At 36.4% G+C, this 21,856-nt stretch carries 20 protein-coding genes and 1 pseudogene; 16 read left to right on the top strand and 5 right to left on the bottom strand.

Annotated elements, in window-relative coordinates; genetic code table 11:
• Positions 1-295 precede the first annotated feature (295 nt).
• Positions 296-1,561 carry a GTPase HflX gene (gene hflX, locus DZB84_RS01620; protein WP_116350502.1) on the top strand — a complete coding sequence of 422 codons (1,266 nt, stop codon included), beginning with the start codon at positions 296-298 and terminating at the stop codon, positions 1,559-1,561.
• Between the two features lie 15 nt (positions 1,562-1,576).
• Positions 1,577-2,863 carry a methionine gamma-lyase family protein gene (locus DZB84_RS01615; protein WP_116350501.1) on the top strand — a complete coding sequence of 429 codons (1,287 nt, stop codon included), beginning with the start codon at positions 1,577-1,579 and terminating at the stop codon, positions 2,861-2,863.
• Between the two features lie 101 nt (positions 2,864-2,964).
• Here DZB84_RS01615 and DZB84_RS01610 read toward each other — a convergent pair whose 3' ends face one another.
• On the bottom strand, positions 2,965-4,434 hold the full coding sequence (locus DZB84_RS01610; protein ID WP_116350500.1) for a serine hydrolase domain-containing protein: 1,470 nt from the start codon (positions 4,432-4,434) through the stop codon (positions 2,965-2,967).
• A 324-nt stretch (positions 4,435-4,758) separates the two neighbouring features.
• Between DZB84_RS01610 and DZB84_RS01605 the strand changes: the two genes are divergently transcribed.
• The 3 genes from DZB84_RS01605 to DZB84_RS01595 all read left to right on the top strand — a co-directional run bounded on the left by DZB84_RS01605 (position 4,759) and on the right by DZB84_RS01595 (position 7,905).
• The gene (locus DZB84_RS01605; RefSeq protein ID WP_116350499.1) at positions 4,759-5,160 is read left to right on the top strand and encodes a MerR family transcriptional regulator; all 402 of its coding nucleotides are present in this window, start codon (positions 4,759-4,761) and stop codon (positions 5,158-5,160) included.
• A 54-nt stretch (positions 5,161-5,214) separates the two neighbouring features.
• Complete coding sequence (glnA, locus tag DZB84_RS01600) at positions 5,215-6,549, top strand: type I glutamate--ammonia ligase (RefSeq protein WP_116350498.1); 1,335 nt, start codon at positions 5,215-5,217, stop codon at positions 6,547-6,549.
• A 414-nt stretch (positions 6,550-6,963) separates the two neighbouring features.
• On the top strand, positions 6,964-7,905 hold the full coding sequence (locus tag DZB84_RS01595; RefSeq protein WP_116350497.1) for a 3-oxoacyl-ACP synthase III family protein: 942 nt from the start codon (positions 6,964-6,966) through the stop codon (positions 7,903-7,905).
• A 53-nt stretch (positions 7,906-7,958) separates the two neighbouring features.
• Here DZB84_RS01595 and lexA read toward each other — a convergent pair whose 3' ends face one another.
• Positions 7,959-8,585 carry a transcriptional repressor LexA gene (lexA, locus tag DZB84_RS01590; RefSeq protein ID WP_116350496.1) on the bottom strand — a complete coding sequence of 209 codons (627 nt, stop codon included), beginning with the start codon at positions 8,583-8,585 and terminating at the stop codon, positions 7,959-7,961.
• 404 nt (positions 8,586-8,989) lie between these two features.
• On the opposite strand from lexA, the gene DZB84_RS01585 reads away from it, so the two are divergent.
• From DZB84_RS01585 to DZB84_RS01565, 5 genes are all read left to right on the top strand, one after another.
• Positions 8,990-9,220: a DUF896 domain-containing protein gene (locus DZB84_RS01585; protein WP_116350495.1), complete on the top strand. Its 231-nt coding sequence runs from the start codon at positions 8,990-8,992 to the stop codon at positions 9,218-9,220.
• Positions 9,221-9,307: 87 nt separating this feature from the next.
• Positions 9,308-11,311 carry a transketolase gene (gene tkt / locus DZB84_RS01580; protein ID WP_116350494.1) on the top strand — a complete coding sequence of 668 codons (2,004 nt, stop codon included), beginning with the start codon at positions 9,308-9,310 and terminating at the stop codon, positions 11,309-11,311.
• Positions 11,312-11,457: 146 nt separating this feature from the next.
• Positions 11,458-11,898, top strand: coding sequence for a sporulation inhibitor of replication protein SirA (sirA, locus tag DZB84_RS01575; RefSeq protein ID WP_116350493.1), 441 nt, complete (start codon positions 11,458-11,460; stop codon positions 11,896-11,898).
• A gap of 90 nt (positions 11,899-11,988) precedes the next feature.
• A complete protein-coding gene (locus DZB84_RS01570) occupies positions 11,989-12,213 on the top strand; it encodes a YneF family protein (protein WP_116350854.1) in 225 nt (74 codons plus the stop codon).
• 358 nt (positions 12,214-12,571) lie between these two features.
• Complete coding sequence (locus DZB84_RS01565; RefSeq protein WP_223254359.1) at positions 12,572-13,279, top strand: DUF421 domain-containing protein; 708 nt, start codon at positions 12,572-12,574, stop codon at positions 13,277-13,279.
• Positions 13,280-13,323: 44 nt separating this feature from the next.
• Here DZB84_RS01565 and DZB84_RS01560 read toward each other — a convergent pair whose 3' ends face one another.
• The gene (locus DZB84_RS01560; RefSeq protein WP_116350492.1) at positions 13,324-13,713 is read right to left on the bottom strand and encodes a VOC family protein; all 390 of its coding nucleotides are present in this window, start codon (positions 13,711-13,713) and stop codon (positions 13,324-13,326) included.
• A gap of 271 nt (positions 13,714-13,984) precedes the next feature.
• Here DZB84_RS01560 and DZB84_RS01555 point away from each other — a divergent pair, with 271 nt between their 5' ends.
• Together DZB84_RS01555 and DZB84_RS01550 are read left to right on the top strand one after the other, a co-directional pair.
• Positions 13,985-15,733: an ABC transporter transmembrane domain-containing protein gene (locus tag DZB84_RS01555; protein ID WP_116350491.1), complete on the top strand. Its 1,749-nt coding sequence runs from the start codon at positions 13,985-13,987 to the stop codon at positions 15,731-15,733.
• A 3-nt stretch (positions 15,734-15,736) separates the two neighbouring features.
• Positions 15,737-17,520, top strand: a pseudogene (locus DZB84_RS01550) (ABC transporter ATP-binding protein).
• A gap of 8 nt (positions 17,521-17,528) precedes the next feature.
• Here the strand turns inward: DZB84_RS01550 and DZB84_RS01545 are convergent.
• Positions 17,529-17,702 (bottom strand): aspartyl-phosphate phosphatase Spo0E family protein, encoded by a 174-nt coding sequence (locus DZB84_RS01545; RefSeq protein ID WP_116350490.1) that lies wholly within the window; start codon positions 17,700-17,702, stop codon positions 17,529-17,531.
• Between the two features lie 456 nt (positions 17,703-18,158).
• Between DZB84_RS01545 and DZB84_RS01540 the strand changes: the two genes are divergently transcribed.
• The 3 genes from DZB84_RS01540 to DZB84_RS01530 all read left to right on the top strand — a co-directional run bounded on the left by DZB84_RS01540 (position 18,159) and on the right by DZB84_RS01530 (position 19,812).
• On the top strand, positions 18,159-18,866 hold the full coding sequence (locus DZB84_RS01540; RefSeq protein ID WP_116350489.1) for a cytochrome c biogenesis CcdA family protein: 708 nt from the start codon (positions 18,159-18,161) through the stop codon (positions 18,864-18,866).
• Positions 18,867-18,910: 44 nt separating this feature from the next.
• The gene (locus DZB84_RS01535; RefSeq protein WP_116350488.1) at positions 18,911-19,270 is read left to right on the top strand and encodes a response regulator; all 360 of its coding nucleotides are present in this window, start codon (positions 18,911-18,913) and stop codon (positions 19,268-19,270) included.
• Between the two features lie 80 nt (positions 19,271-19,350).
• Positions 19,351-19,812: a CcdC family protein gene (locus tag DZB84_RS01530; RefSeq protein ID WP_116350852.1), complete on the top strand. Its 462-nt coding sequence runs from the start codon at positions 19,351-19,353 to the stop codon at positions 19,810-19,812.
• 220 nt (positions 19,813-20,032) lie between these two features.
• On the opposite strand, the gene DZB84_RS01525 is transcribed toward DZB84_RS01530, so the two are convergent.
• Positions 20,033-20,464 carry a DUF2621 domain-containing protein gene (locus DZB84_RS01525; protein WP_116350487.1) on the bottom strand — a complete coding sequence of 144 codons (432 nt, stop codon included), beginning with the start codon at positions 20,462-20,464 and terminating at the stop codon, positions 20,033-20,035.
• 122 nt (positions 20,465-20,586) lie between these two features.
• On the opposite strand from DZB84_RS01525, the gene DZB84_RS01520 reads away from it, so the two are divergent.
• Positions 20,587-21,852 carry a SpoIID/LytB domain-containing protein gene (locus DZB84_RS01520; RefSeq protein ID WP_116350486.1) on the top strand — a complete coding sequence of 422 codons (1,266 nt, stop codon included), beginning with the start codon at positions 20,587-20,589 and terminating at the stop codon, positions 21,850-21,852.
• The last annotated feature ends 4 nt before the right edge of the window (positions 21,853-21,856 follow it).

The raw sequence follows: 21,856 nt of genomic DNA, 5'->3' as shown, positions 1-21,856 counted from the left end.
CGCCTACCTAACTAGGCGGATTTTTTCATTTCGAATTGGTGTAGTTTCAATAAATTTGATATGATAGCTTAAGGAAAAGGCGGATGCCACGATTTTTTCAAAGGTAGTTTTTCAGCATTAACTGGCACTAAGCCCTTATAGAGGGCAATTGCCAGTAAAAGCCTGGTAAAGTGAACGAAGACTAAGAACGCCACAACCTGTGGAAACGTCTTAGTGACCCACCTCGTTTGGACCTTGAAAAAATCGGGCGCAAATACGCCAAGGCGCATTTGATTGTAGAAAGTAGGTAAATTGAATGGCAAACGAACAAAAGAAAGAATTAGAAAAAGCCATACTAGTAGGGTGTCAGATTCAAACCGAAGACGAAGATAGGTTTCAATATTCCCTTGAAGAATTACAATCATTAACGAAAACAGCTAAGGGTCAAGTTTTAATGACTGTAACCCAGAAGCGGGAACGAGTTCATTCAGCAACATATATTGGTAAAGGGAAAGTGGAGGAACTTATTAATCTTGAAGCAGAATTAGAACCAGACGTCATTATTTTTAATGACGAATTGTCACCAAGCCAGGTTAGGAATTTATCCTCCAAGCTCGAAGCTAGAGTAATTGACCGAACCCAGCTAATCCTTGACATCTTTGCCTCTAGAGCAAATTCCAAAGAGGGTAAGTTACAGGTAGAACTAGCACAGCTTCAATACCTACTTCCTCGATTAACCGGTAAAGGGATTGAATTATCAAGACTTGGTGGAGGAATAGGGACAAGAGGACCTGGTGAAACGAAACTAGAGACAGACAGACGTCATATTCATAAACGGATTGATGATATTAAAAATCAATTATCGGTCATCGTGCAGCACCGTGAACGATATCGTGAACGGAGAAAGAAAAACAATACATATCAAATCGCATTGGTAGGTTACACAAATGCGGGAAAATCAACATTATTTAATCGATTAACTGAGGCAGATTCATTTGAGGAAAATTTATTGTTTGCAACATTAGACCCAATGACTCGAAAAATGATTCTACCATGTGGGTTAACAACCCTTTTAACAGATACCGTTGGATTTATTCAGGATTTGCCAACATCACTAATTGCAGCATTTCGCTCTACATTAGAGGAAGTGAAGGAAGCAGATTTGATTATCCATGTAGTTGATTCTTCAAATCCAGATTATTTTAATCATGAAAAAACAGTATTAAAGCTTTTGGATGAGTTAGGTGTAGAATCAATTCCAGTCTTAACACTTTATAATAAAAAAGATAAAGTCCATCCCGATTTTGTTCCGTCATCAACATCTAAATCTATTTTAGTTAGTGCGTTTGATAAAAGTGATTTAGTGGTGATTAAGACAAAAGTGGAGGATTCCATGATTGAGAATATGGAAGAATACAAGGTGTCTCTACCTAGTTCGGAAGGTAGAATATTAGCATATTTAAAACAAGAAACGATTTTAAAAGAACTACGTTATAATGAGGATTCCGAAAAATACGATTGCACAGGTTTTATTTTTTCAAATCATTCTTTAATGGGACAACTTAGGGATTTTTATTCATAAAAAGGGGAACACAACATGTTTACAGAATTAGATTATGGTAAACTAATTTCAAAATTAGTAGATGAGACAGAACAACAAATTAAAGAAGTTCAAAAAAAAATAGAAAAAAATATTGATTATAATCAGTATCGTGTACTTAAAAGCTTTCAAAACAATCGAGTGAGTGATTCACATTTTATCCCCTCAACAGGGTACGGATATGATGACATCGGCCGAGATACACTTGAAGCGGTGTACGCTGATCTTTTCGGCGGGGAGGCAGCCCTTGTTCGCCAACAAATTATATCAGGGACACATGCTATCTCAATCGCACTTTTTGGGGTTTTACGTCCAAATGATGAATTGCTTTATATTACGGGGAATCCATATGATACTTTGGAAGAAATTGTTGGTATTCGTGGTTCTGGAAATGGGTCATTAAAGGAATTTAATATCAGCTACAACACTGTCGACTTAACTGCAGAAGGAAGACCTGATTTTGCAGCGATTAAAAATGCCATACATGAAAATACAAAAATGATTGGGATCCAGCGTTCAAAAGGATATGCGACAAGACCATCTTTTACGATTGCAGAAATAAAAGAAATGGTTGAATTTGTAAAGGAAATCAAGCCGGATGTGGTCGTGTTTGTAGATAATTGCTATGGTGAATTTGTCGAGCGCGAAGAGCCTTGTCATGTCGGGGCTGATTTAATTGCCGGCTCACTTATTAAAAATCCGGGAGGCGGACTTGCAAAAACCGGTGGTTATTTAGTAGGAAAAAAAGAATTCGTCGAAGCTTGCTCATACCGCATGACATCTCCTGGGATTGGAGCAGAAGCTGGAGCATCTCTTTATACTTTACAGGAAATGTATCAAGGATTGTTCCTAGCTCCACATACTGTAGGACAAGCATTAAAAGGGGCTGTCTTTACGTCTGCTATTTTAGAAAAAATTGGACTTAAGACTGAGCCAAGCTGGGATAGTGAACGAACTGATTTAATTCAATCTGTGCAATTCAATAACAAAGACATGATGGTGGCCTTTTGTCAGGCTATCCAGTTCGCTTCACCAATAAATTCCCATGTAACTCCATATCCAAGTTATATGCCGGGGTACGAGGACGATGTGATCATGGCAGCAGGTACTTTTATTCAAGGTGCCAGCATCGAACTAACGGCAGACGGTCCAACTCGTCCACCCTATGTTGCCTATGTTCAGGGGGGCCTTACTTATTCGCATGTGAAAATTGCCATATGTTTAGCTTTAAATCGTTTACTAGTAAAACAACTAATATCCATAAAAACAGAGGAATTATCCTAACGGGTTTCGTTTTAAAAGAGAAATTAGTAGATAAATAAACAAATGCAAGCAAAAACGCTCATAGTAATCTGAGCGTTTTTTGAATGTAATTTTCTATAATCTTAATCTTTATTTAATGTGATTCGATAATAGATTCTCAAAATGGTAAGAGCTAAGCCAATAATGAAAATAATAGCTAATAGGCACATCGCAGCTGGATAAAGACCGAATGCATCAATTGTGGTCGAACTATTATTTTGTAATGTTGGAACAATAAAAAACAACCACCCGATTAATAATGTTGGAACCAACTGGGGAATTAAACGAAGGATAAATCTCCAAGTAGGATGTTGTTTCCGTTTATCTGACCATTTTTTGCTCCGCAGAATTCCTCTAATTCCTAGAAGAAAGTAAAACAAAGTGACAACGCCAAGGGATAAATCAATGATTTTAGGTACTGGAGCCTTTAATTCGGGTTCTTGTCCCTCGGTCAATTGGATAATTCCTGAACTTATCTCATAAGCGTGTTCTAAAGTTGGGGTAAAGCTATTTAATAAAACTGCAACGGCGTAACCACTACTTGGTATGATGTCTTGTTGAGTTTGATACGTCGTTTCTACACCGCTATGTGAAATGCGTGATGGCTTCACACCCGATGAACTTAACTCCCAACCAAGTCCGTATTTTTCGCTTCCAAGTTGTGGCGAATACGATTCTTCCAATAATTTTTCTGATAGTAGTTGCTCACCTGTTCTAGTCTTTCCTTTGTTCGTTTGCATTGAAAGCCATTTTCCCATATCTGCCGCAGTCGATATGATGCTTCCAGCCCCCATATTCATTGCTTCCAGCTCTGTCCAAGGTATTGCTGTTCCATATGCAGTTACATATCCTTTAGGTAGTCCTGGTACAAAATCGCCAGAATTAACAGTAGTAAGTGAGTCATTCATTCCTAGTGGAGAGAAAACCTTTTGTTTAAGGTATTGGGAAAATTCCATTCCGCTTACTTTTTCCACCAAAAGTGCTAACATCCAGTAATTCCCATTGCTATAGTAGTATTTCTCTCCGGGGTTTGATTGCAGTTTCCAATCGTTCATACGTTCCACGCCGGCTTTTAAGTTATTCGCTGGTGGAACAATAACCGGGTTTGGAATACCTGATGTGTGACTCAAAGCCTCCCGTACAGTCACTTCTTTCCATCTTGAATCGTCAAGTTTTACCTCTGGTAAATAATTTATTATTGGGTCATCCAGTTTGATTTTCCCTTCATCAACAAGTTGTAAAACAGCAAACGCAGTAAATGATTTGGATGCGGAACCGATCCTCATTAACGAATTTTCTGTTAGAGGTTTCCCTTTAGAATCGTGACCATATCCTTTCTCATATACTAATGTACCGTCTTTTACAACTACTATAGTTGCACCAGGAAGTCCATTACGTTCAATATAGGTAGTGACAAATTTATCAACATCTTCTGTTTTAAATGGCACGGCAGCTTGAGCTCCTACAGAAAAGGGAAGATGAAATATTTGCGTTAAAAGGATTATGAACAGAAGAATAAAGCTTAATTTCTTCGTGTTTACTTTTGTGTTCAAATAACTTTCCTCCAATAACTTTGTGTGGGTTTTTAATTGCTTTATATACAAACATAATCATACAAGATCGTCTTTATTAGGTTAACCTTCTATAGTCTAATTATTTTCTAAGCCCTCGGTCGTATTTTAAAAAGTTACTTCGGAAATGTTACTAGAAAATTTAGGCAACATTTTATGTTTCACATCTAATAACCGATTAAATTGAACCTGTTAGAAAAACCTTTTAATTTTTATAAAAAATCATGTTAGGTTTTCTGACATGAACTTGACAGATAATCTAACATCATTTAAAATCAAACTATTCATTGCAAAGGAGGAGCCCATATGAGTGACGAAATACGACGTTCCATGCCACTCTTTCCGATTGGAATTGTCATGCAATTAACTGAATTATCTGCCCGGCAAATCCGGTATTATGAGGAAAATGGTCTGATTTCTCCTGCAAGAACTGAAACAAATCGAAGGCTATATTCATTTAATGACGTTGATCGATTACTTGAAATCAAAAGCTTGATCGAACAAAAAGTCAACCTAGCTGGAATTAAACAAATATTCGCAGTTCAAAACCAAGGATTAGAAGTCGAAGAAAAACCGGTCGAGCCTGTGAAACATGAAATATCTAATTCAGAGCTTAGAAAATTATTGAGGAATGAATTGCTTCAAGCAGGTAGGTTTAAAAGGCAATCCGGTCCTCATCATAGTGATATGTCGAGATTTTTTCATTAATTTATGAATTTGTAAAAAACTATACTTACAACAAGGTTTGGGGAGGAAGACTTAATGTCCAAATATACGAAAGATGATATTTTTCGTTTAGCAAATGAAGAGAATGTGAAATTTATTCGTTTACAATTCACAGACATTCTTGGAACAATTAAAAATGTTGAAATTCCTGTAAGTCAGTTAGAAAAAGCATTGAGTAATAAAATGATGTTTGATGGTTCTTCAATCGAAGGCTTTGTGCGTATCGAAGAATCAGATATGTACCTTTACCCCGATCTAAATACATGGGTAGTATTCCCATGGACTGCTGAAAAGGGAAAGGTTGCACGTTTAATTTGTGACATCCATAATGCAGATGGTACTCCATTTGAAGGTGACCCTCGTAATAACTTAAAGAGAGTCTTAAGAGAAATGGAAGAGTTAGGATTTACAAATTTCAACCTTGGACCTGAACCAGAATTTTTCCTGTTTAAACTAGATCAAAAAGGTGAACCCACTCTTGAGTTAAATGATAATGGTGGATATTTTGACTTAGCTCCAACAGACCTTGGTGAAAACTGTCGCCGAGATATCGTGTTAGAACTTGAAGAAATGGGATTTGAAATTGAAGCGTCCCATCATGAGGTAGCACCTGGTCAACATGAAATTGATTTTAAATATGAAGATGCACTTACAGCTTGTGATGAAATTCAAACGTTTAAACTTGTTGTAAAAACAATTGCCCGCAAACACGGTTTACATGCTACATTTATGCCAAAACCATTGTTTGGTGTAGCTGGTTCCGGAATGCACTGCAACCTTTCATTATTTAAAGGTGGAGAAAATGCATTTTTCGATTCAAACGCTGATCTACAATTAAGTGATAATGCTAGACATTTCATTGCCGGTATTTTAAAACATGCGCCTAACTTTACAGCTGTTACAAACCCAACTGTAAACTCTTATAAACGTTTAGTGCCTGGATATGAAGCACCTTGTTATGTGGCTTGGTCTGCTCAAAATAGAAGTCCACTTGTTCGTATCCCTGCTTCACGTGGTTTAAGCACACGTGTTGAGGTTCGTTCAGTCGACCCAGCAGCAAATCCTTATATGGCAATGGCTGTATTACTGGCTGCAGGCTTAGATGGTATTAAGAACAAACTTACACCACCAGCACCTGTCGACAGAAATATTTATGTTATGAACAAAGAAGAGCGTAATGAAGCAGGAATTGTTGATTTACCATCTACTTTGGCAATTGCCTTAGAAAAATTAAAAGAGGATGAAGTGTTAATTAATGCCTTAGGCGGACATTTGTTCGAACACTTTATCGAAGCTAAAGAGATCGAATGGGATATGTTCCGCACCCAAGTACACCCTTGGGAACGTGAGCAGTATATGACGATGTATTAATAAGAATGAACCCTTGACATTGTTGTGTTAAGGGTTCTTTTTAGCGGAAAATGGAAGGAACTGAATTGATGATTTTCCGTTCACCCAAATTTTGAAGTACTATGTTTTTTGTATCGCCAAATAATTCATCAATCCAATCCTGTTGGGAGTAGAGAAATTTCACAAATATATTCCTTCCTTTAATCGAGTCCACGTTACTCCGTCGTAGAGCAGCAACTTCCCCTTTTTAGAACACTTTCATTCAACCGTTTATAAATGAAAATAGTAATATAGCTAACGGAAGAAGATGAAACACATGATTATAAAATTTACGATGAATAAGGTTTTAGTGAAAGAAGGTATTACAGGTAATAAACGAGAATCTCTTATATGTTTGCATTTGACTTTATACCATTGTTTTAGGAGGATATTTAAATGAATTACAATGCAGGTATTTTAGGAATTGGAGTCAATATTCCAGAAAAAATTATTACCAATAAGGAAATTGCAAAACGTTTTGGTATCCAAGAAGAAGAAATTGTAAGAAAAACTGGAATTTTGGAAAGACGATACGAAAAAACTGAAACATCACTTACTGAAATGTCTGTAATTGCAGGGAAAAGGGCGATTGAAGATGCTGGTATCGATCCAAGTATTATTGATTTAGTCATTATCGGAACAAATACACACGATACACACATCACAGCAGCACTTGTACAAGACCAAATTGGAGCTAAAGTCTGCGCGGGTCTTGATCTTCATTCAGGATGTGCAAGTTTTATCACTGCATTATCAACAGGGGCGCAATTTGTTCAAACAGGACTTTATCAAAATGTGCTGGTAGTTGCTGTAGATAAATGTTCCACTTTGCTTGATCCGATGGATAAAAAAACGGCTTTGATTTTTGCTGACGGAGCATCCGCAGTTGTTCTCGGAAGAGTGTCTGATGGAAAAGGTATTCTCGGCATTAATATGCAAATGGACGGAAGTGGTGGCAAATACCTACATCTAACTGAAAAGAAAAACATTTTCATGGATGGAAGGGCCGTTTTTGAATTCGCGGTTGAAAAATTTCCTTATGCAGTCAATAAAGCTCTTGAAGTTTCAAACCTTGCCTTATCTGATGTTGATTTTATAATTCCACATCAATCTAACCTTCGTATCATCGAAAAGGGAATTGAAACTTTGGGGTTTCCAAAAGAAAAAGTACATACAAAAACGATACAACATTATGGAAATTCTTCCGCTCCAACAATAGGCATTGGTTTATATGAAGAAGTCAAAAATAAAAATATAAAAGACGGAGATTTAGTTATCCTAGCAGGGTATGGTGCTGGGCTTGGTTGGGGAAGCATTGCACTTCGTTGGGGAAAATAAAAAATTCTAAATTAAAAAGGAACATTTCAATGAAGAAATGTTCCTTTGCATATTTAATGGATTGTGCGGTATACACCGATAACTTTTCCAAGAATGGATACATTTTTTAAAATAATCGGTTCGAGCATTGAGTTTTCTGGCTGTAGTCGAATATGGTCTTTTTCTTTAAAGAAGCGTTTTACAGTTGCTTCATCTTCTTCTGTCATTGCAACAACAATATCCCCATTGTTTGCTGAATGCTGTTGTTTAACAATAACGTAGTCTCCATCTAGAATACCCGCTTCAATCATACTGTCACCCATAATCTCAAGCATGAAGATTTGATCATCGTGCGCAGCAAATCGATCAGGTAGTGGAAAATACTCTTCAATATTTTCAATGGCTGTGATTGGTTGACCCGCTGTAACCTTACCGATGACAGGGACATTCACAACATTTGCAGTTGGAATTGTATCATTTGTATCAGCCTGTAATATTTCAATGGCACGAGGCTTTGTTGGGTCTCTTCTTATCAAACCTTTACTTTCAAGTCTGGACAAATGGCCATGAACTGTTGAACTCGATGCTAACCCAACTGCCTCTCCAATCTCCCTTACTGAAGGTGGGTAGCCCTTATCTTTTACTTCCTGTTTAATATAATTCAATATGTCCTGCTGTCTTTTTGAAAGCTTTGTCGTCATCTACACTCATCCCCTTATTTATTTTTTTATATGTATTAAATTCTCGCTTCATCATGTTCGGTTTTTAAGCATGTGTCTGTCCGACAAAAACCTAAATTCTTAAGTAGAGTATAGCATGTTTTATTTTATTATACAAACATAAGTTCGAATTTTTGTTGACACAAAACATTTGTTCGGTTTATAATAAAAACATAAAATACGAACAAACATTCTGTAGGAGTGGAAATAACATGTTGAAAAAATTACAAAGTGGATTTATCTATTATGTCTTATTTGTTTTATTAAGTATGGGAATGGTTTTTATCACTGCTAGCTAAGTTAAGCAAAGTGGAATACTTGTAAAAATTCTTTTCATTTAGTACTATGAACTATGATTTAGAAAAGATGAAACAAGGAGAAATACGATGCTTTCAAAAGATAAACTTAATCGGATCAATGCTCTTGCAAAAAAAGCAAAGTCTGTTGGTCTTTCGGATAAAGAAAAAGAAGAACAACAAGAGCTGCGACAAGAGTATTTACGTGTTTTTAGAAATTCAATGACAAACACCTTACATTCGGTAACGGTCGTAGACCCAAAGGGTAATGATGTAACTCCCGAAAAATTAAAAGAGAGCAAACGGAAAAGATTGCATTAACAAAGAATACATAGATTTCTATGTATTCTTTTTTTTTGGTGCATACTACATAAGAACCGACTAATTATTTGAAAGGATGTTTGTTTTATGACGAATTCAATTACTGACTTGTCGATTGCGTCGATTCGAACACTTTCGATCGATGCTGTTGAAAAAGCAAATTCAGGTCACCCAGGGATGCCAATGGGGGCAGCTCCAATGACATATACTCTATGGACCAGACATATGAAGCACAATCCAAAAAATCCAAAATGGTTTAATCGTGACCGCTTTGTTCTCTCAGCGGGACATGGGTCGGCACTATTGTACAGCATGCTTCACTTATCAGGCTATGACTTAACAATCGATGACTTAAAGCAATTTCGTCAATGGGGAAGCAAAACACCGGGGCATCCTGAATATGGGCATACAGCGGGTGTTGATGCAACAACAGGTCCGCTCGGGCAAGGTATCGCTATGGCTGTTGGGATGGCGATGGCCGAGCGTCATTTAGCAGGTGTTTACAATAAAGACTCCTTTGAAATTGTAAACCATTTTACATATGCCATCTGTGGAGATGGTGACTTAATGGAGGGTGTTTCAGGAGAAGCTTCATCACTAGCTGGTCACTTAAAATTAGGGCGTTTAATTGTTTTATATGATTCAAATGATATTTCTTTAGATGGTGATCTGGATCAGGCTTTTTCTGAATCTATTGAACAACGCTATAAGGCCTATGGTTGGCAGTATCTTCGTGTGGAAAATGGGAATGATGTTGATGCGATTGATAAGGCAATTGAGGAAGCAAAAGGAGATTTAACCCGTCCGACACTTATCGAGGTTCGAACAACAATTGGCTATGGTTCTCCTAATCGTGCTGGTAAATCAAAAGCACATGGTGAGCCATTAGGTGCTGATGAATTAAAATTAACAAAAGAAGCATATAATTGGACATTTGAAAATGACTTCCATGTACCTAGCGAGGTCTATAAACATTTTGAAGAAACCGTGAAAAAGGCTGGCGAACAAAGTGAGCAAGAATGGAACAAATTGTTTAACAATTATAAAGAAAGCAATACAGAGCTTGGAAAACAACTAGAAATGGCGATAGATTGTAGGCTACCTGAGGGTTGGGAAAAGACGTTACCAGTCTATGAAGTAGGTAAGAAACTTGCAACACGTGCGTCATCTGGTGAGGCATTAAATGCAATCGCAAATAGTGTGCCACAATTCTTTGGTGGTTCTGCTGATTTGGCTGGTTCTAATAAAACAATGATAAAAGATGCTGCTGATTTTATGCCAAATGATTATAGTGGGCGCAATATTTGGTTTGGAGTTCGCGAATTTGCAATGGGTGCGGCCTTGAACGGAATGGCTCTCCATGGCGGACTAAAAGTATTTGGTGGAACATTCTTCGTGTTTTCTGATTATTTGCGACCAGCGATAAGACTTGCTGCATTAATGAAAGTTCCAGTCACCTATGTGTTTACACATGACAGCATTGCAGTTGGTGAAGATGGACCAACACATGAGCCTGTTGAACAACTACCCGCATTAAGAGCGATGCCCAATTTATCAGTGATACGACCAGCTGATGGAAATGAAACAGCGGCAGCATGGAGAGTAGCCATTGAATCAAAAGATGTTCCTACTGCACTTATTTTAACAAGACAAAACTTACCTACTCTAGAAGGAACAGTTGAAAATGCGTATGAAGGTGTATCAAAAGGCGCATATGTAGTATCACCTGCAAAATCTGGACAACCGGCAGCTTTACTTTTAGCAACAGGATCTGAAGTAAGTCTTGCTGTAGAAGCACAAAAACAACTTGCTGACGAAAATATTGAGGTATCCGTAGTAAGTATGCCATCATGGGACCGTTTCGAGGCACAATCAACTGAGTATAAGGAATCCGTTATTCCTAAAAACGTAAAAAAACGATTGGCCATTGAAATGGCAACACCCCTTGGTTGGGAGAGATACACTGGAGATGAGGGAGATATCCTCGGTATCCACGAATTCGGTGCTTCTGCACCAGGTGAAATTGTGATGAAAGAATATGGGTTCTCAGTTGAAAATGTCGTAAATCGAGTGAAGCAATTACTTCAATAACGTAAGAAAAGGGGTCGAATCCGACCCCTTTTCTTATAAAACACCAATTTCGACAAAACTAGACGATTCTTACTCCAGTTTCAGACAAAAAACACAGACTCTTTCGAATATACTATTCAATATCGATAGTATTGGGAGGAAAGAGTATGAGAGAGTATTACATCTATTTAATAGAAGAAGAATTTGCCACTCATTACTTTGGGCGTGAATCACTAATCTATCATTTGTTTTTAGAATATAACCAATCCAAACAAGAGCGGAAACAAATCTTATATAAACAAATAGAGTTCATTACAAGGTCAATTCCAACAATACGCATCCAACAAAAAATTGAATCAATCCTTGCTCATTATTCCTATTATCAACGCCAAAGTCATATGCACACGATAGAATGGAATGAATTTAATAGCTATGCAAAACTAACCATACATAATGATTATATCCATCTTCAATCAACTGGAAGTTTTGAGGCAGAAACTGCCTTTTTTGAAATCCTCCGTAAATATGACCGATGTTTTTTAGCAATGGACTTTTCTGCCAATAAATATGGGTGGTTAAATCCAATAAAGGAAAGAAAGTTTGTCTAAGGACTAGGAAAACATAAAACAAATATTGTATAATTGCTATTGGTTTAGTACACTGTAATGAGACAACATGAAGGAGGAAGTTTTTGTATGATGCAAATATGGTTAGCTATCTTACTAATCGTGGTAGCTTTACTTGGTGGCGTTGCATTAGGATTTTTTATTGCACGTAAATACATGATGAATTACTTAAAGAAAAATCCACCAATCAATGAGCAAATGCTAAAAGTAATGATGATGCAAATGGGTATGAAACCATCTCAGAAGAAAATCAATCAAATGCTAAAAGCAATGAACGGTCAAATGGACAAGCAATAAGCATAGAACCCATTTACAAAAAGGGTTTTTTGTTGACACTGGTAACTAAGGATAATAGTTAAGTTAGTGTAACCTGAAACGTTCATTTTGATAAACATTTGGTTTTACTTTCTAGAGTTCGCAAAGACCGCGTTTTTACTGGTGAAAGATTCAGTAAAAAGGTGGTCTTTTTGTGTTTTTAGAAATTGTTATGTCGGGGTATTTTCGGAGACAGGATAGTAGAAAAGGATAAATGTGATAAAAGTAAAAACGGTCTTAACTAGTAATTAGCTTTGTATAGGTAATTAATAGTTGTATCTTCTATTTTTGGATAAAATACCTCTTAACAACCAATGTATTATTTAGGAGAGATACCAATTTGGAAATAATATTTCGTGCATTTATTGTTTTTACGGCAGGATATTTGTTGTTAAGAATAACGGGAAAAAAGGCTGTATCCCAAATGCATTCTTTTGATTTATTATATATTTTTGTTTTAACAAATATTATAAGTATGCCAGTAGAAGATGACCACATCGGAAAAGCATTAACATATGCGGTTATAATTGTGGTTTTTTACAAAGTTTTAATTCGTTTATCCTTACATAATAAATTAAGATGGATTCTATATGAAAGACCTACAGTGTTAATTCGTAATGGGGATATTGACCGAAACGGGCTTAAAAAAGTGCGAAGGCCAATGAATGAATTTTTATCACATTTAAGGGTGAAAGGATTTACGGAAACGCAAAATATTGCCATGGCGACTATGGAGGAAACGGGAAGTATTAGTGTGATCCCCAAGTCAGAATATCGTCCAGTTCAGCCCAACGATTTAAATTTAAGGGTAAGAAAAGAATATGTTCCTATTCCTCTGATAATGGATGGTCAAATCATTTACCATAATTTAAAATATTTACAATTAAAGCAAAGCTGGCTCATTAATGAGGTAGGAAAAGCGGGTGAAAATGTTGAAAACATTATGTTAGCCACCTATTCTGAAAATGGAGAGTTATTTATAGACAATAATGAACTACAAAATCATAAAAATGATCCTTATTACTATGAGCCAGGAACAGATAATTAAAATAAAGGACCCGAATATAAAAGGGTCCTTCTACGTATTCGAGACTATAAATCACGTTGATCCACATTTAACTCGATTAAATTTCCATCCGGGTCCGCACAAAAGATTTGGGCAAAACCACTAATACTATCAGGCTTTTCAAGCACGGTTACATTGTGCATAGAGAGCCAATTTAGTGTGTCATAATAGTTTTCCACTCTTAATGCAAAATGACCTTCACGGCTGCTTAAGCTTTTATCCTTTCGAATCGTTTGGGATTCAGGTAGTACAATTAAATGGAGTTGTTGATTCCCAACTGAATACCAAGCACCGGGGAAGTCGAAATTTGGACGTTCAATTTCTTGTAAACAAAGAATATTGCTGTAAAAATCCTTCGCTTTTTCAAGATTCGTTACCGTTAAACTCACATGGTGAAGCTCCTTGTAGTTAATCATCATCAATCACCTCAAATTTATCTCGCATTAATTGGCAGTAAGACCCCACTTCAAGAATGCAGATAAAGCAAAATGTATAGGTGGGGATTAAGGAAACCCTCACTAAATGATATTTCACTTTATCATCTAAACCCAATTATAGTAGATATTTTAAATAAATATAATTCTTTTCACTTAAAACATTTTGAAAAGCTTGGTTACCATCTTCCTACAATTATAAAAATTTGGTAAACTATTATGGCACTTATTTCGTCTTTCGGAGGATTATTAGATGAAAATCTTTAAGGATTTAATGTGGTTTTTTAAGCAGGAGAAAAAATCATATATAACAGGTATTTTTTTATTGCTGATTGTTGCTTTGCTGGAGCTTGTTCCTCCCAAAGTAATTGGTTTAATCGTTGATTATATATCACAAGGAACACTAACAAAAGAAATCTTATTTAAATGGCTGGCTATTTTATTGGTAACGGCATGTACCGTTTATATCGTTCGGTTCTTTTGGCGAATCATGATATTTGGTTCATCTGTAAAACTAGCAAGGTTATTAAGGAATCGTTTATATGAGCATTTTACGAAAATGTCACAAAGCTTTTTCCAGAAGAAAAGAATAGGCGACTTGATGGCTCATTCGACAAATGATTTACAGGCGATACAGCAAACGGCTGGTTCAGGTGTGTTAACTCTAGTCGACTCACTCGCTACAGGCGGATTTGTTCTATTAACAATGGCCATAACAATAAATTGGAAGCTAACATTAATCTGTCTGATTCCATTGCCGTTTATGGCTCTATCTACGAATTATTATGGAACACTATTACATAGACACTTCCATAAAGCACAAGAAGCATTCTCAAGCCTAAATGATAAAGTACAGGAAAGTGTGAGTGGTATTAAAGTCATTAAAACCTTTGGGCAGGAGGAAGAGGATATCGAAACTTTCCGAAAACAGTCAGATGATGTTGTTCGGAAAAATCTTTCTGTAGCAAAGGTTGATGCTTTATATGATCCGACTATTTCATTGATAGTGGGAATTTCCTTCTTCCTAGCTATTGTGTTTGGTTCTAGGTATGTACTTTCAGGGGAAATGACGCTAGGGGAATTGGTTACTTTTACGACTTATTTAGGGTTGCTTATATGGCCATTGCTCGCTTTTGGTTGGCTGTTTAATATAGTAGAGCGGGGAAGAGCATCCTATGACCGTGTCTCAAGTCTCCTTGCTGAACCAATGGAAATAACAGATTATGAAAATGCTAGTGAAATGACACCATCTGGTGATATTACGTATTCCATTTCCCAATTTTCCTTTCTGGGAGAGTCTAAGCAAACGCTTCAAGAGATTCATTTTAGTCTAAACCGTGGCCATACACTCGGAATAGTTGGGAAGACTGGTGCTGGTAAAACAACATTGTTAAAACTTTTCATTCGCGAAATAGAAGGCTATACAGGCGAAATTATGATTGGCGAAAAAGAAATTAAAGCTTTTACATTAGATGCGTTGCGTAAGGGAATTGGTTATGTTCCACAAGATCACTTTCTCTTTTCTGCAACAGTTGCCGATAATATTGCGTTTGCTAAACCTGGTTCATCCATGTCAGAAATTATCGAGGCTGCAAAGCTAGCTAATATTCATGAGGATATTTTACAGTTTGTAGAAGGATATGAGACAGTTGTTGGTGAACGAGGAGTATCTTTATCAGGGGGACAAAAGCAACGTATTTCAATTGCTAGGGCACTCTTAATGAACCCAGAAATTTTGATTCTTGATGATTCTTTATCAGCAGTAGATGCTAAGACGGAAGAGGAAATCTTACGTGCCTTACGAGAAAATCGAGAAGGAAAAACAACCTTCATTACATCACATCGTTTAAGTGCAATTCAGCATGCAAATCAAATTCTCGTCATAGATGATGGCAAAATTGCTCAGCGAGGTACGCATGAGGAGTTAATGGGGGAAGAAGGATGGTATCGTGATATGTATCAACGCCAACAGCTTGAATCACTTGTTGAGCATGGAGGATAAAGCATGAACAAAATCTCAAAAAAAGAACAAAGGCGGACGTTAATACGGCTCCTTTCTTACACAAAATCACATACGAAGGAATTTGTTTTCGCATTTGCTTTGCTATTATTTGCTACCCTTTTGGACATTATTGGGCCAATTTTAATAAAAATTTTTATTGATGACTATTTAACACCACGTCATCTTCCCGTTAAGCCGTTAGTATATTTAGGGGCTGTTTACCTTTTTATTCATTTTTCAAAAGTGATTCTTCAGTATTTTCAACTTGTCAAATTTCAAGGAATCGCTTTAAAAATTATTCGTGAAATGAGAATAGAGGTATTTTCAAAGGTTCATAAGCTAGGGTTGAAATATTTTGATAAAACGCCAGGAGGAAGTATTGTATCAAGGGTTACAAATGACACAGAGGCAATCAAGGATATGTTTGTCGAGGTTGTTGCCACGTTTGTCCAAAATGGTGTGTTTTTAGTTGGAGTTTTTATAACAATGTTTTATCTAAATGTCCAACTTGCACTGTTTTGTTTGGTAATACTACCGATTTTATTTATGTTGATGCAAACGTATCGTCAATTCAGTTCAAAATATTACCATGATATGAGGGAACGACTCAGTCAACTGAATGCTAAGCTCAATGAGTCCCTTCAAGGTATGGCAATCATTCAGGTATTCCGTCAGGAAAAACGATTGCGACGTGAATTCGCTGAAATCAATGATGCCCATTATCAAGCGGGAATTAAAAATATAAAGCTTGATGGGCTTTTACTTAGACCAGCAGTTGATTTTATTTATATCGTGACGATTATTTTGGTATTAAGCTTTTTTGGAATCTCTGCACTGGAGAGTCCGATTGAAATAGGTGTCCTTTATGCGTTTGTGAATTATCTTGAACGATTTTTCGAGCCAGTTAACCATATGATGATGCGTTTATCGCTCCTGCAGCAGGCAGTGGTTGCTTCACAGCGGGTATTCGAACTTCTTGATCATGATGAGTTAGCACCTCAAACGATTGGAAATGAGAACCCATCGATTATAAAGGGTGAAATTGAATTTAAAAATGTTAGCTTTTCATATGATGGAAAGCGAGATGTATTAAAAAATATCTCCTTTACGGCAAAAAAAGGAGAAACGGTTGCACTTGTTGGCCACACTGGAAGTGGAAAAAGTTCAATTATCAATTTATTAATGAGATTTTATGAGATTGAACGTGGAGATATATTAATAGATGGGAATTCCATTACATCTTATGAAAATAATGAACTTCGTCAAAAAATAGGTCTCGTCCTTCAGGATCCATTTTTATTTGTTGGTACCATTAAGGAAAATCTTCGTTTAAATAATCCGCATATTTCGGATCAGGATATTGAGGAGGCCGCTAAATTCGTTCAGGCTGATCAGTTTATTAGAAAACTAGAAGAAGGATATGATTATCAAGTTGTTGAACGCGGTTCAACTTTCTCAAGTGGGCAAGGCAGCTATTGGCATTTGCACGAACAATCGTAAACAATCCAAAGATTTTGGTGCTTGATGAAGCTACTGCAAATATCGATACAGAAACAGAGGAAGAAATTCAAAAGGCTCTCGAAAAAATGAGACAGGGAAGAACGACAATTGCAATTGCCCATCGTTTGTCTACGATTCAAGATGCTAATTTAATTTTAGTATTGCATCAAGGGGAAATCGTTGAAAGAGGAACACATCAGGAGTTATTAGCACTAAAAGGATTATATTACAAAATGTTTTTGCTGCAGAATGGTAGTGTAGATCATGTTGGAAAAGCAGTCATGTAAAAAGCCTCTCATGAATTAGAGAGGCTTTTCTTTGTTCTTCCTGTATTATATTGATTTAAAAGATGATCTAAATCTTGACTAACTTTAATGGTGACCGTAGCGGTAAAACCGTGTTTCAAGACAATCTCAACCAGTTCGGTTCTCTTTTGTTCAATTTTAAGGAGAAGTTGTTCTTTAGACACAAGGTAAAACCCCTTCTTTTGTTTTTAAGGTTCGTTATGGACAAGTTATATTATAGTATAACATATAATGGTAATTAGGTAATAAAACTTTTTTGGAAATATATTCAACTTTCGAATAGTGGAAAGACACAAAACGTTCATATTAAAAATTATGAATACGAATGTATTTTTGCTAGAATGGTAATGAACATTATTTTATTCAGTTGAGGTCTCTATTTTCTTAAGTGGGATAACGATGTAAAAAGATTAAACACTTTGTATTGTAGTTCAAACAAAGACTGAATAAAGTTAAAGCCTCCGGCGGATGCCACGATTTTTCAGAGGAAACTTTTTGAGTCGTAAGATCAAAGACTAAGAACGCCACATCCTGTGGCAACGTCTTTGTGACCCACCTCGTGGGCCTAAAAAATCGGGCGCAAATACGCCAAGGCGCATTTGATTATGGGGGTTGTTAAAATGGCAGATGTTAACGTGTTCCTTGCTTTTGGTGCCGGATTCTTATCCTTTATCTCACCTTGTTGTTTACCGTTATATCCAGCATTTTTATCGTATATAACAGGAGCATCTGTTAGCGAATTAAAATCAGAAAATGCAATGCTGCAAAAACGGAGTATTTTACATACAATTTTCTTTTTAGTTGGTTTTTCGATTATTTTTGTGATGCTTGGCTTTGGAACAACTTTCGTCGGTCAAATATTTAGTGATTATAAAGACTTGATTCGTCAAATTGGAGCCATTTTCATTATTTTCTTTGGTCTTTTTGTACTTGGTATTATTAAACCAAAGTTTTTAATGAAGGATCGCAAAATTGAATTCAAACATCGTCCAGCAGGATATGTCGGGTCCGTGTTTATCGGAATGGCATTTGCTGCAGGCTGGACACCGTGTATGGGACCTATTTTAATGTCTGTTATCGCACTTGCGGGAACAAATCCAGATTCTGCAATGCTTTATATGGTCATGTATTCATTAGGATTCTCAATTCCATTTCTTATCCTTTCATTTTTTATTGGTCGATTACAATGGATTCGAAGAAACAGTTTAAAAATAGTAAAAATTGGTGGATATGCAATGATTATTATGGGAGTTATACTGTATTTTGACTGGATGACAAAAATAATTGCATATGCGACTGCACTCTTTGGAGGATTTACGGGTTTTTAGTCGAATAAGTTACCAGATAAGTGTTTTCAAGGAGGACCAGTACAGTGGCTAGAATCTTAGTAGTTGATGATGCGAAATTTATGAGACTTACGCTCACAGACATATTAGTTAAAGCGGATCATGAAGTGGTTTCGGAGGCTGAGAACGGTCTTGAAGCTGTTGAAAAATACAAAGAGACAAAACCCGATCTTGTGACAATGGACATAACAATGCCTGAAATGAATGGCATTGAAGCTGTTAAAATGATTAAAGAATTTGACCCAAAGGCTCGAATTATCATGTGCTCTGCTATGGGGCAGCAAAAAATGGTCGCGGATGCAATCTCAGCTGGAGCGAAGGATTATATTGTAAAACCTTTCGATGAAAGCAGAGTTGTTGAAGCCATTAATAGAGTGTTAAATTAAGTGTAAACCCATTTAAGAATGTTGTCTTAAATGGGTTTCATTTGGCTATACCAAACAATTTACGATTACTAAAAGGACTGATTTATTTGGTTATTGCATCTTCAATTGTCGCGATTATGATGGCAATCTTCGTAACCTTTTTAAGAACAAAATCTTCTCAAAAACCTGCGTCTGTGAAAAAAATTATTTTGCCACCTGTTTTTATGAGCACTGGAGCACTTATGTTTATAGTTCCAATGTTTCGTGTTACTCCACTTGAAATTTTAGAGGCTGTCGTCGTTGGGATGCTTTTTTCTATTCTTTTAATAAAAACATCATCGTTTGAAATTAGAGATAATGATATCTATATGAAACGTTCTAAAGCATTTGTTTATATTTTAGTAGGTTTATTAGTAGTTCGGATTATTTTAAAATCTGTATTAAGTACAACGATTGATTTTGGGGCATTAAGTGGGATGTTCTGGATTCTAGCATTTTCTATGATTGTCCCATGGCGAATTGCAATGTATGTAAAGTATAAAAGACTTGCTTCAGAGCTTTAAAAAAACTCGGCATTTTATATGCCGAGTTAATTAAATGCGCCTTGGCATATTTGTGCCCGATTTTTTAGGCCCACACGAGGTGGGTCACAAAGACGTTGCCACAGGATGTGGCGTTCTTAGTCTTTGATCTTACGACTCGAAAAATTTCCTTTGAAAAATCGTGGCATCCGCCGGAGGCTTTAACATTATTCAGTCGGGGTTTCAACCCCGATGAATAATGTTAAAATAGATCATTATATGGTGTCACATCTATTTGCTTTTCCTTTAATGTTTTTAATAAGAACTTATGGTCACGTTTTGGTGTGGCTATGATATATCCTCGAACAACTAAATCCTGTGTAATTTGTTTTGCTTTTTCGGCTAATGCAAGTTCGCCTATCTTCCCAGCGATTTTTTGTCTAGCCACATCACGAAAGAGCTCTGGAACTGGCTTTACTAAATCTTCTAATAATGCCTTCTGATCGCTTGACCACATATGAAGCGTTTGTTCTATGTAATAATCCTGCCAATCTAAATCTGACATTCCATCTTCTTTTGGAAGTTTCTTTAAAAACTTTCGAAACATAAAAAAGCCGCCAATTGCAAGAATTGTAATAAAAAAGACTACCCATATTAAAATAAACCATAAAAACCATCCAGATAATTGCTGCATGAAATTGTTCACCTCATTGGTTCATTATACCTTATTCTTCAATCGTTTGGTAACAGGAAAAGGTAAAATTATATCAAAAATAGAACATCATATATTTTTGAGTGTATGGGCATGATACGGATATGAAAAAGATTCTATTTTTTACGTGTATACTTATTTTTACAATCGATTTATCACATGGTGATGCAGAAGAACTAGTGCGTGTTCGACTCGAAAATTTTGTAGGGAATGCACAAGAGGTTCAGATGAAAATTAAGGGAGAATATTTCACTTTGGATCCTACCCTATCATTGCAAGAAGGAGTGAACTACCGGTTATATATAAAAAATGGGAATCTCCATCTAAAAGGAGGAGAAGTCAACCAACAGGTAGATAGCAGCTTTGTTTTAATCCCTCGCAGCTATAACGAAAATCATCGTGTTTATATCGACGAACGCCCATACCTAGGTGCAATGGAGTTTCAAGTAGAGAATAACCATTTTGTACGTCCGGTTAATCAACTTCCGTTAGAAGACTATTTAAAAGGAGTCGTTCCACTAGAGGTGTTTCCCTCTTGGAATATCGAGGCACTAAAGGCGCAGGCACTGGCTGCAAGAACGTATGCTGTATCCCATATAAAAGAAGAAATGGACGACACAACTTTCTATCAGGTGTATGGTGGATATGCGTGGAATGCACGAACAACAAAAGCAGTTGAGGCTACAAAGGGTCAAGTGATTACATATAAAAATAAGTTGATTGATGCCTTTTATTCGGCTAGTAATGGTGGAATGACAGAGAATAATAAAAATGTATGGGGAGGAGACAGTAGGTCATTTTATCCAATCAAAGAAGATCCGTTTGACCCAATACATCCGTGGGGATTTACACTATCAAAAACGCAAATTAACCTTGAAGAAATCGATTGGGAGTCTGTTGATGCATGGGACGAACTCCAGGAAAAGGATAAAGAAATAACAAGTGTCATGAAAAGATCTATAAATCGACAAGGCTTCCCGGGAGATATTAAGATTCTCTCAATTCCTAAATTCGAAGTAAATCCAGAAACTTATCAATCGAGTCGCTCTAAGACAGGATCAATTGAAGTTGAATTTTTACAAAGATTAATTGATGGAACAGTTCTTTTAGGAAAGGTTACGCTTGAAGATGTGAATTTAAATCGAATTCGACCCATGATAGGCGGTACCATTTTTAAAAGCTATTATATTGACTCACTTGATTCTGATAATGCTAAATATGTGATGAAGGGGAGAGGGTATGGACATGGTATTGGGATGAGTCAATGGGGAGCAAGTATTATGGGGAATAAAGGGAAAAAATATGTAGACATTATCCAATTTTATTTTCCCGGAACAACGATCATAAATTTTGAAAAAGTTTCAAATTAAAAGA

Source organism: Bacillus sp. HNG, from assembly GCF_003400205.1.
Lineage (GTDB): Bacteria > Bacillota > Bacilli > Bacillales > Bacillaceae_L > Ferdinandcohnia.
This window is presented reverse-complemented; position numbering and strand designations above follow the sequence as displayed.

Excerpts from the sequence above, each read along its gene's own strand:
- DZB84_RS01570 (WP_116350854.1), top strand. The coding sequence starts at position 11,989 with ATGCAAATATGGTTAGCTATCTTACTAATCGTGGTAGCTTTACTTGGT.
- hflX (WP_116350502.1), top strand. The coding sequence starts at position 296 with ATGGCAAACGAACAAAAGAAAGAATTAGAAAAAGCCATACTAGTAGGG.
- DZB84_RS01520 (WP_116350486.1), top strand. The coding sequence starts at position 20,587 with ATGAAAAAGATTCTATTTTTTACGTGTATACTTATTTTTACAATCGAT.
- DZB84_RS01525 (WP_116350487.1), bottom strand. The coding sequence starts at position 20,464 with ATGCAGCAATTATCTGGATGGTTTTTATGGTTTATTTTAATATGGGTA.
- DZB84_RS01555 (WP_116350491.1), top strand. The coding sequence starts at position 13,985 with ATGAAAATCTTTAAGGATTTAATGTGGTTTTTTAAGCAGGAGAAAAAA.
- DZB84_RS01585 (WP_116350495.1), top strand. The coding sequence starts at position 8,990 with ATGCTTTCAAAAGATAAACTTAATCGGATCAATGCTCTTGCAAAAAAA.
- sirA (WP_116350493.1), top strand. The coding sequence starts at position 11,458 with ATGAGAGAGTATTACATCTATTTAATAGAAGAAGAATTTGCCACTCAT.
- glnA (WP_116350498.1), top strand. The coding sequence starts at position 5,215 with ATGTCCAAATATACGAAAGATGATATTTTTCGTTTAGCAAATGAAGAG.
- tkt (WP_116350494.1), top strand. The coding sequence starts at position 9,308 with ATGACGAATTCAATTACTGACTTGTCGATTGCGTCGATTCGAACACTT.
- DZB84_RS01595 (WP_116350497.1), top strand. The coding sequence starts at position 6,964 with ATGAATTACAATGCAGGTATTTTAGGAATTGGAGTCAATATTCCAGAA.
- DZB84_RS01560 (WP_116350492.1), bottom strand. The coding sequence starts at position 13,713 with ATGATTAACTACAAGGAGCTTCACCATGTGAGTTTAACGGTAACGAAT.
- lexA (WP_116350496.1), bottom strand. The coding sequence starts at position 8,585 with ATGACGACAAAGCTTTCAAAAAGACAGCAGGACATATTGAATTATATT.
- DZB84_RS01615 (WP_116350501.1), top strand. The coding sequence starts at position 1,577 with ATGTTTACAGAATTAGATTATGGTAAACTAATTTCAAAATTAGTAGAT.
- DZB84_RS01540 (WP_116350489.1), top strand. The coding sequence starts at position 18,159 with ATGGCAGATGTTAACGTGTTCCTTGCTTTTGGTGCCGGATTCTTATCC.
- DZB84_RS01605 (WP_116350499.1), top strand. The coding sequence starts at position 4,759 with ATGAGTGACGAAATACGACGTTCCATGCCACTCTTTCCGATTGGAATT.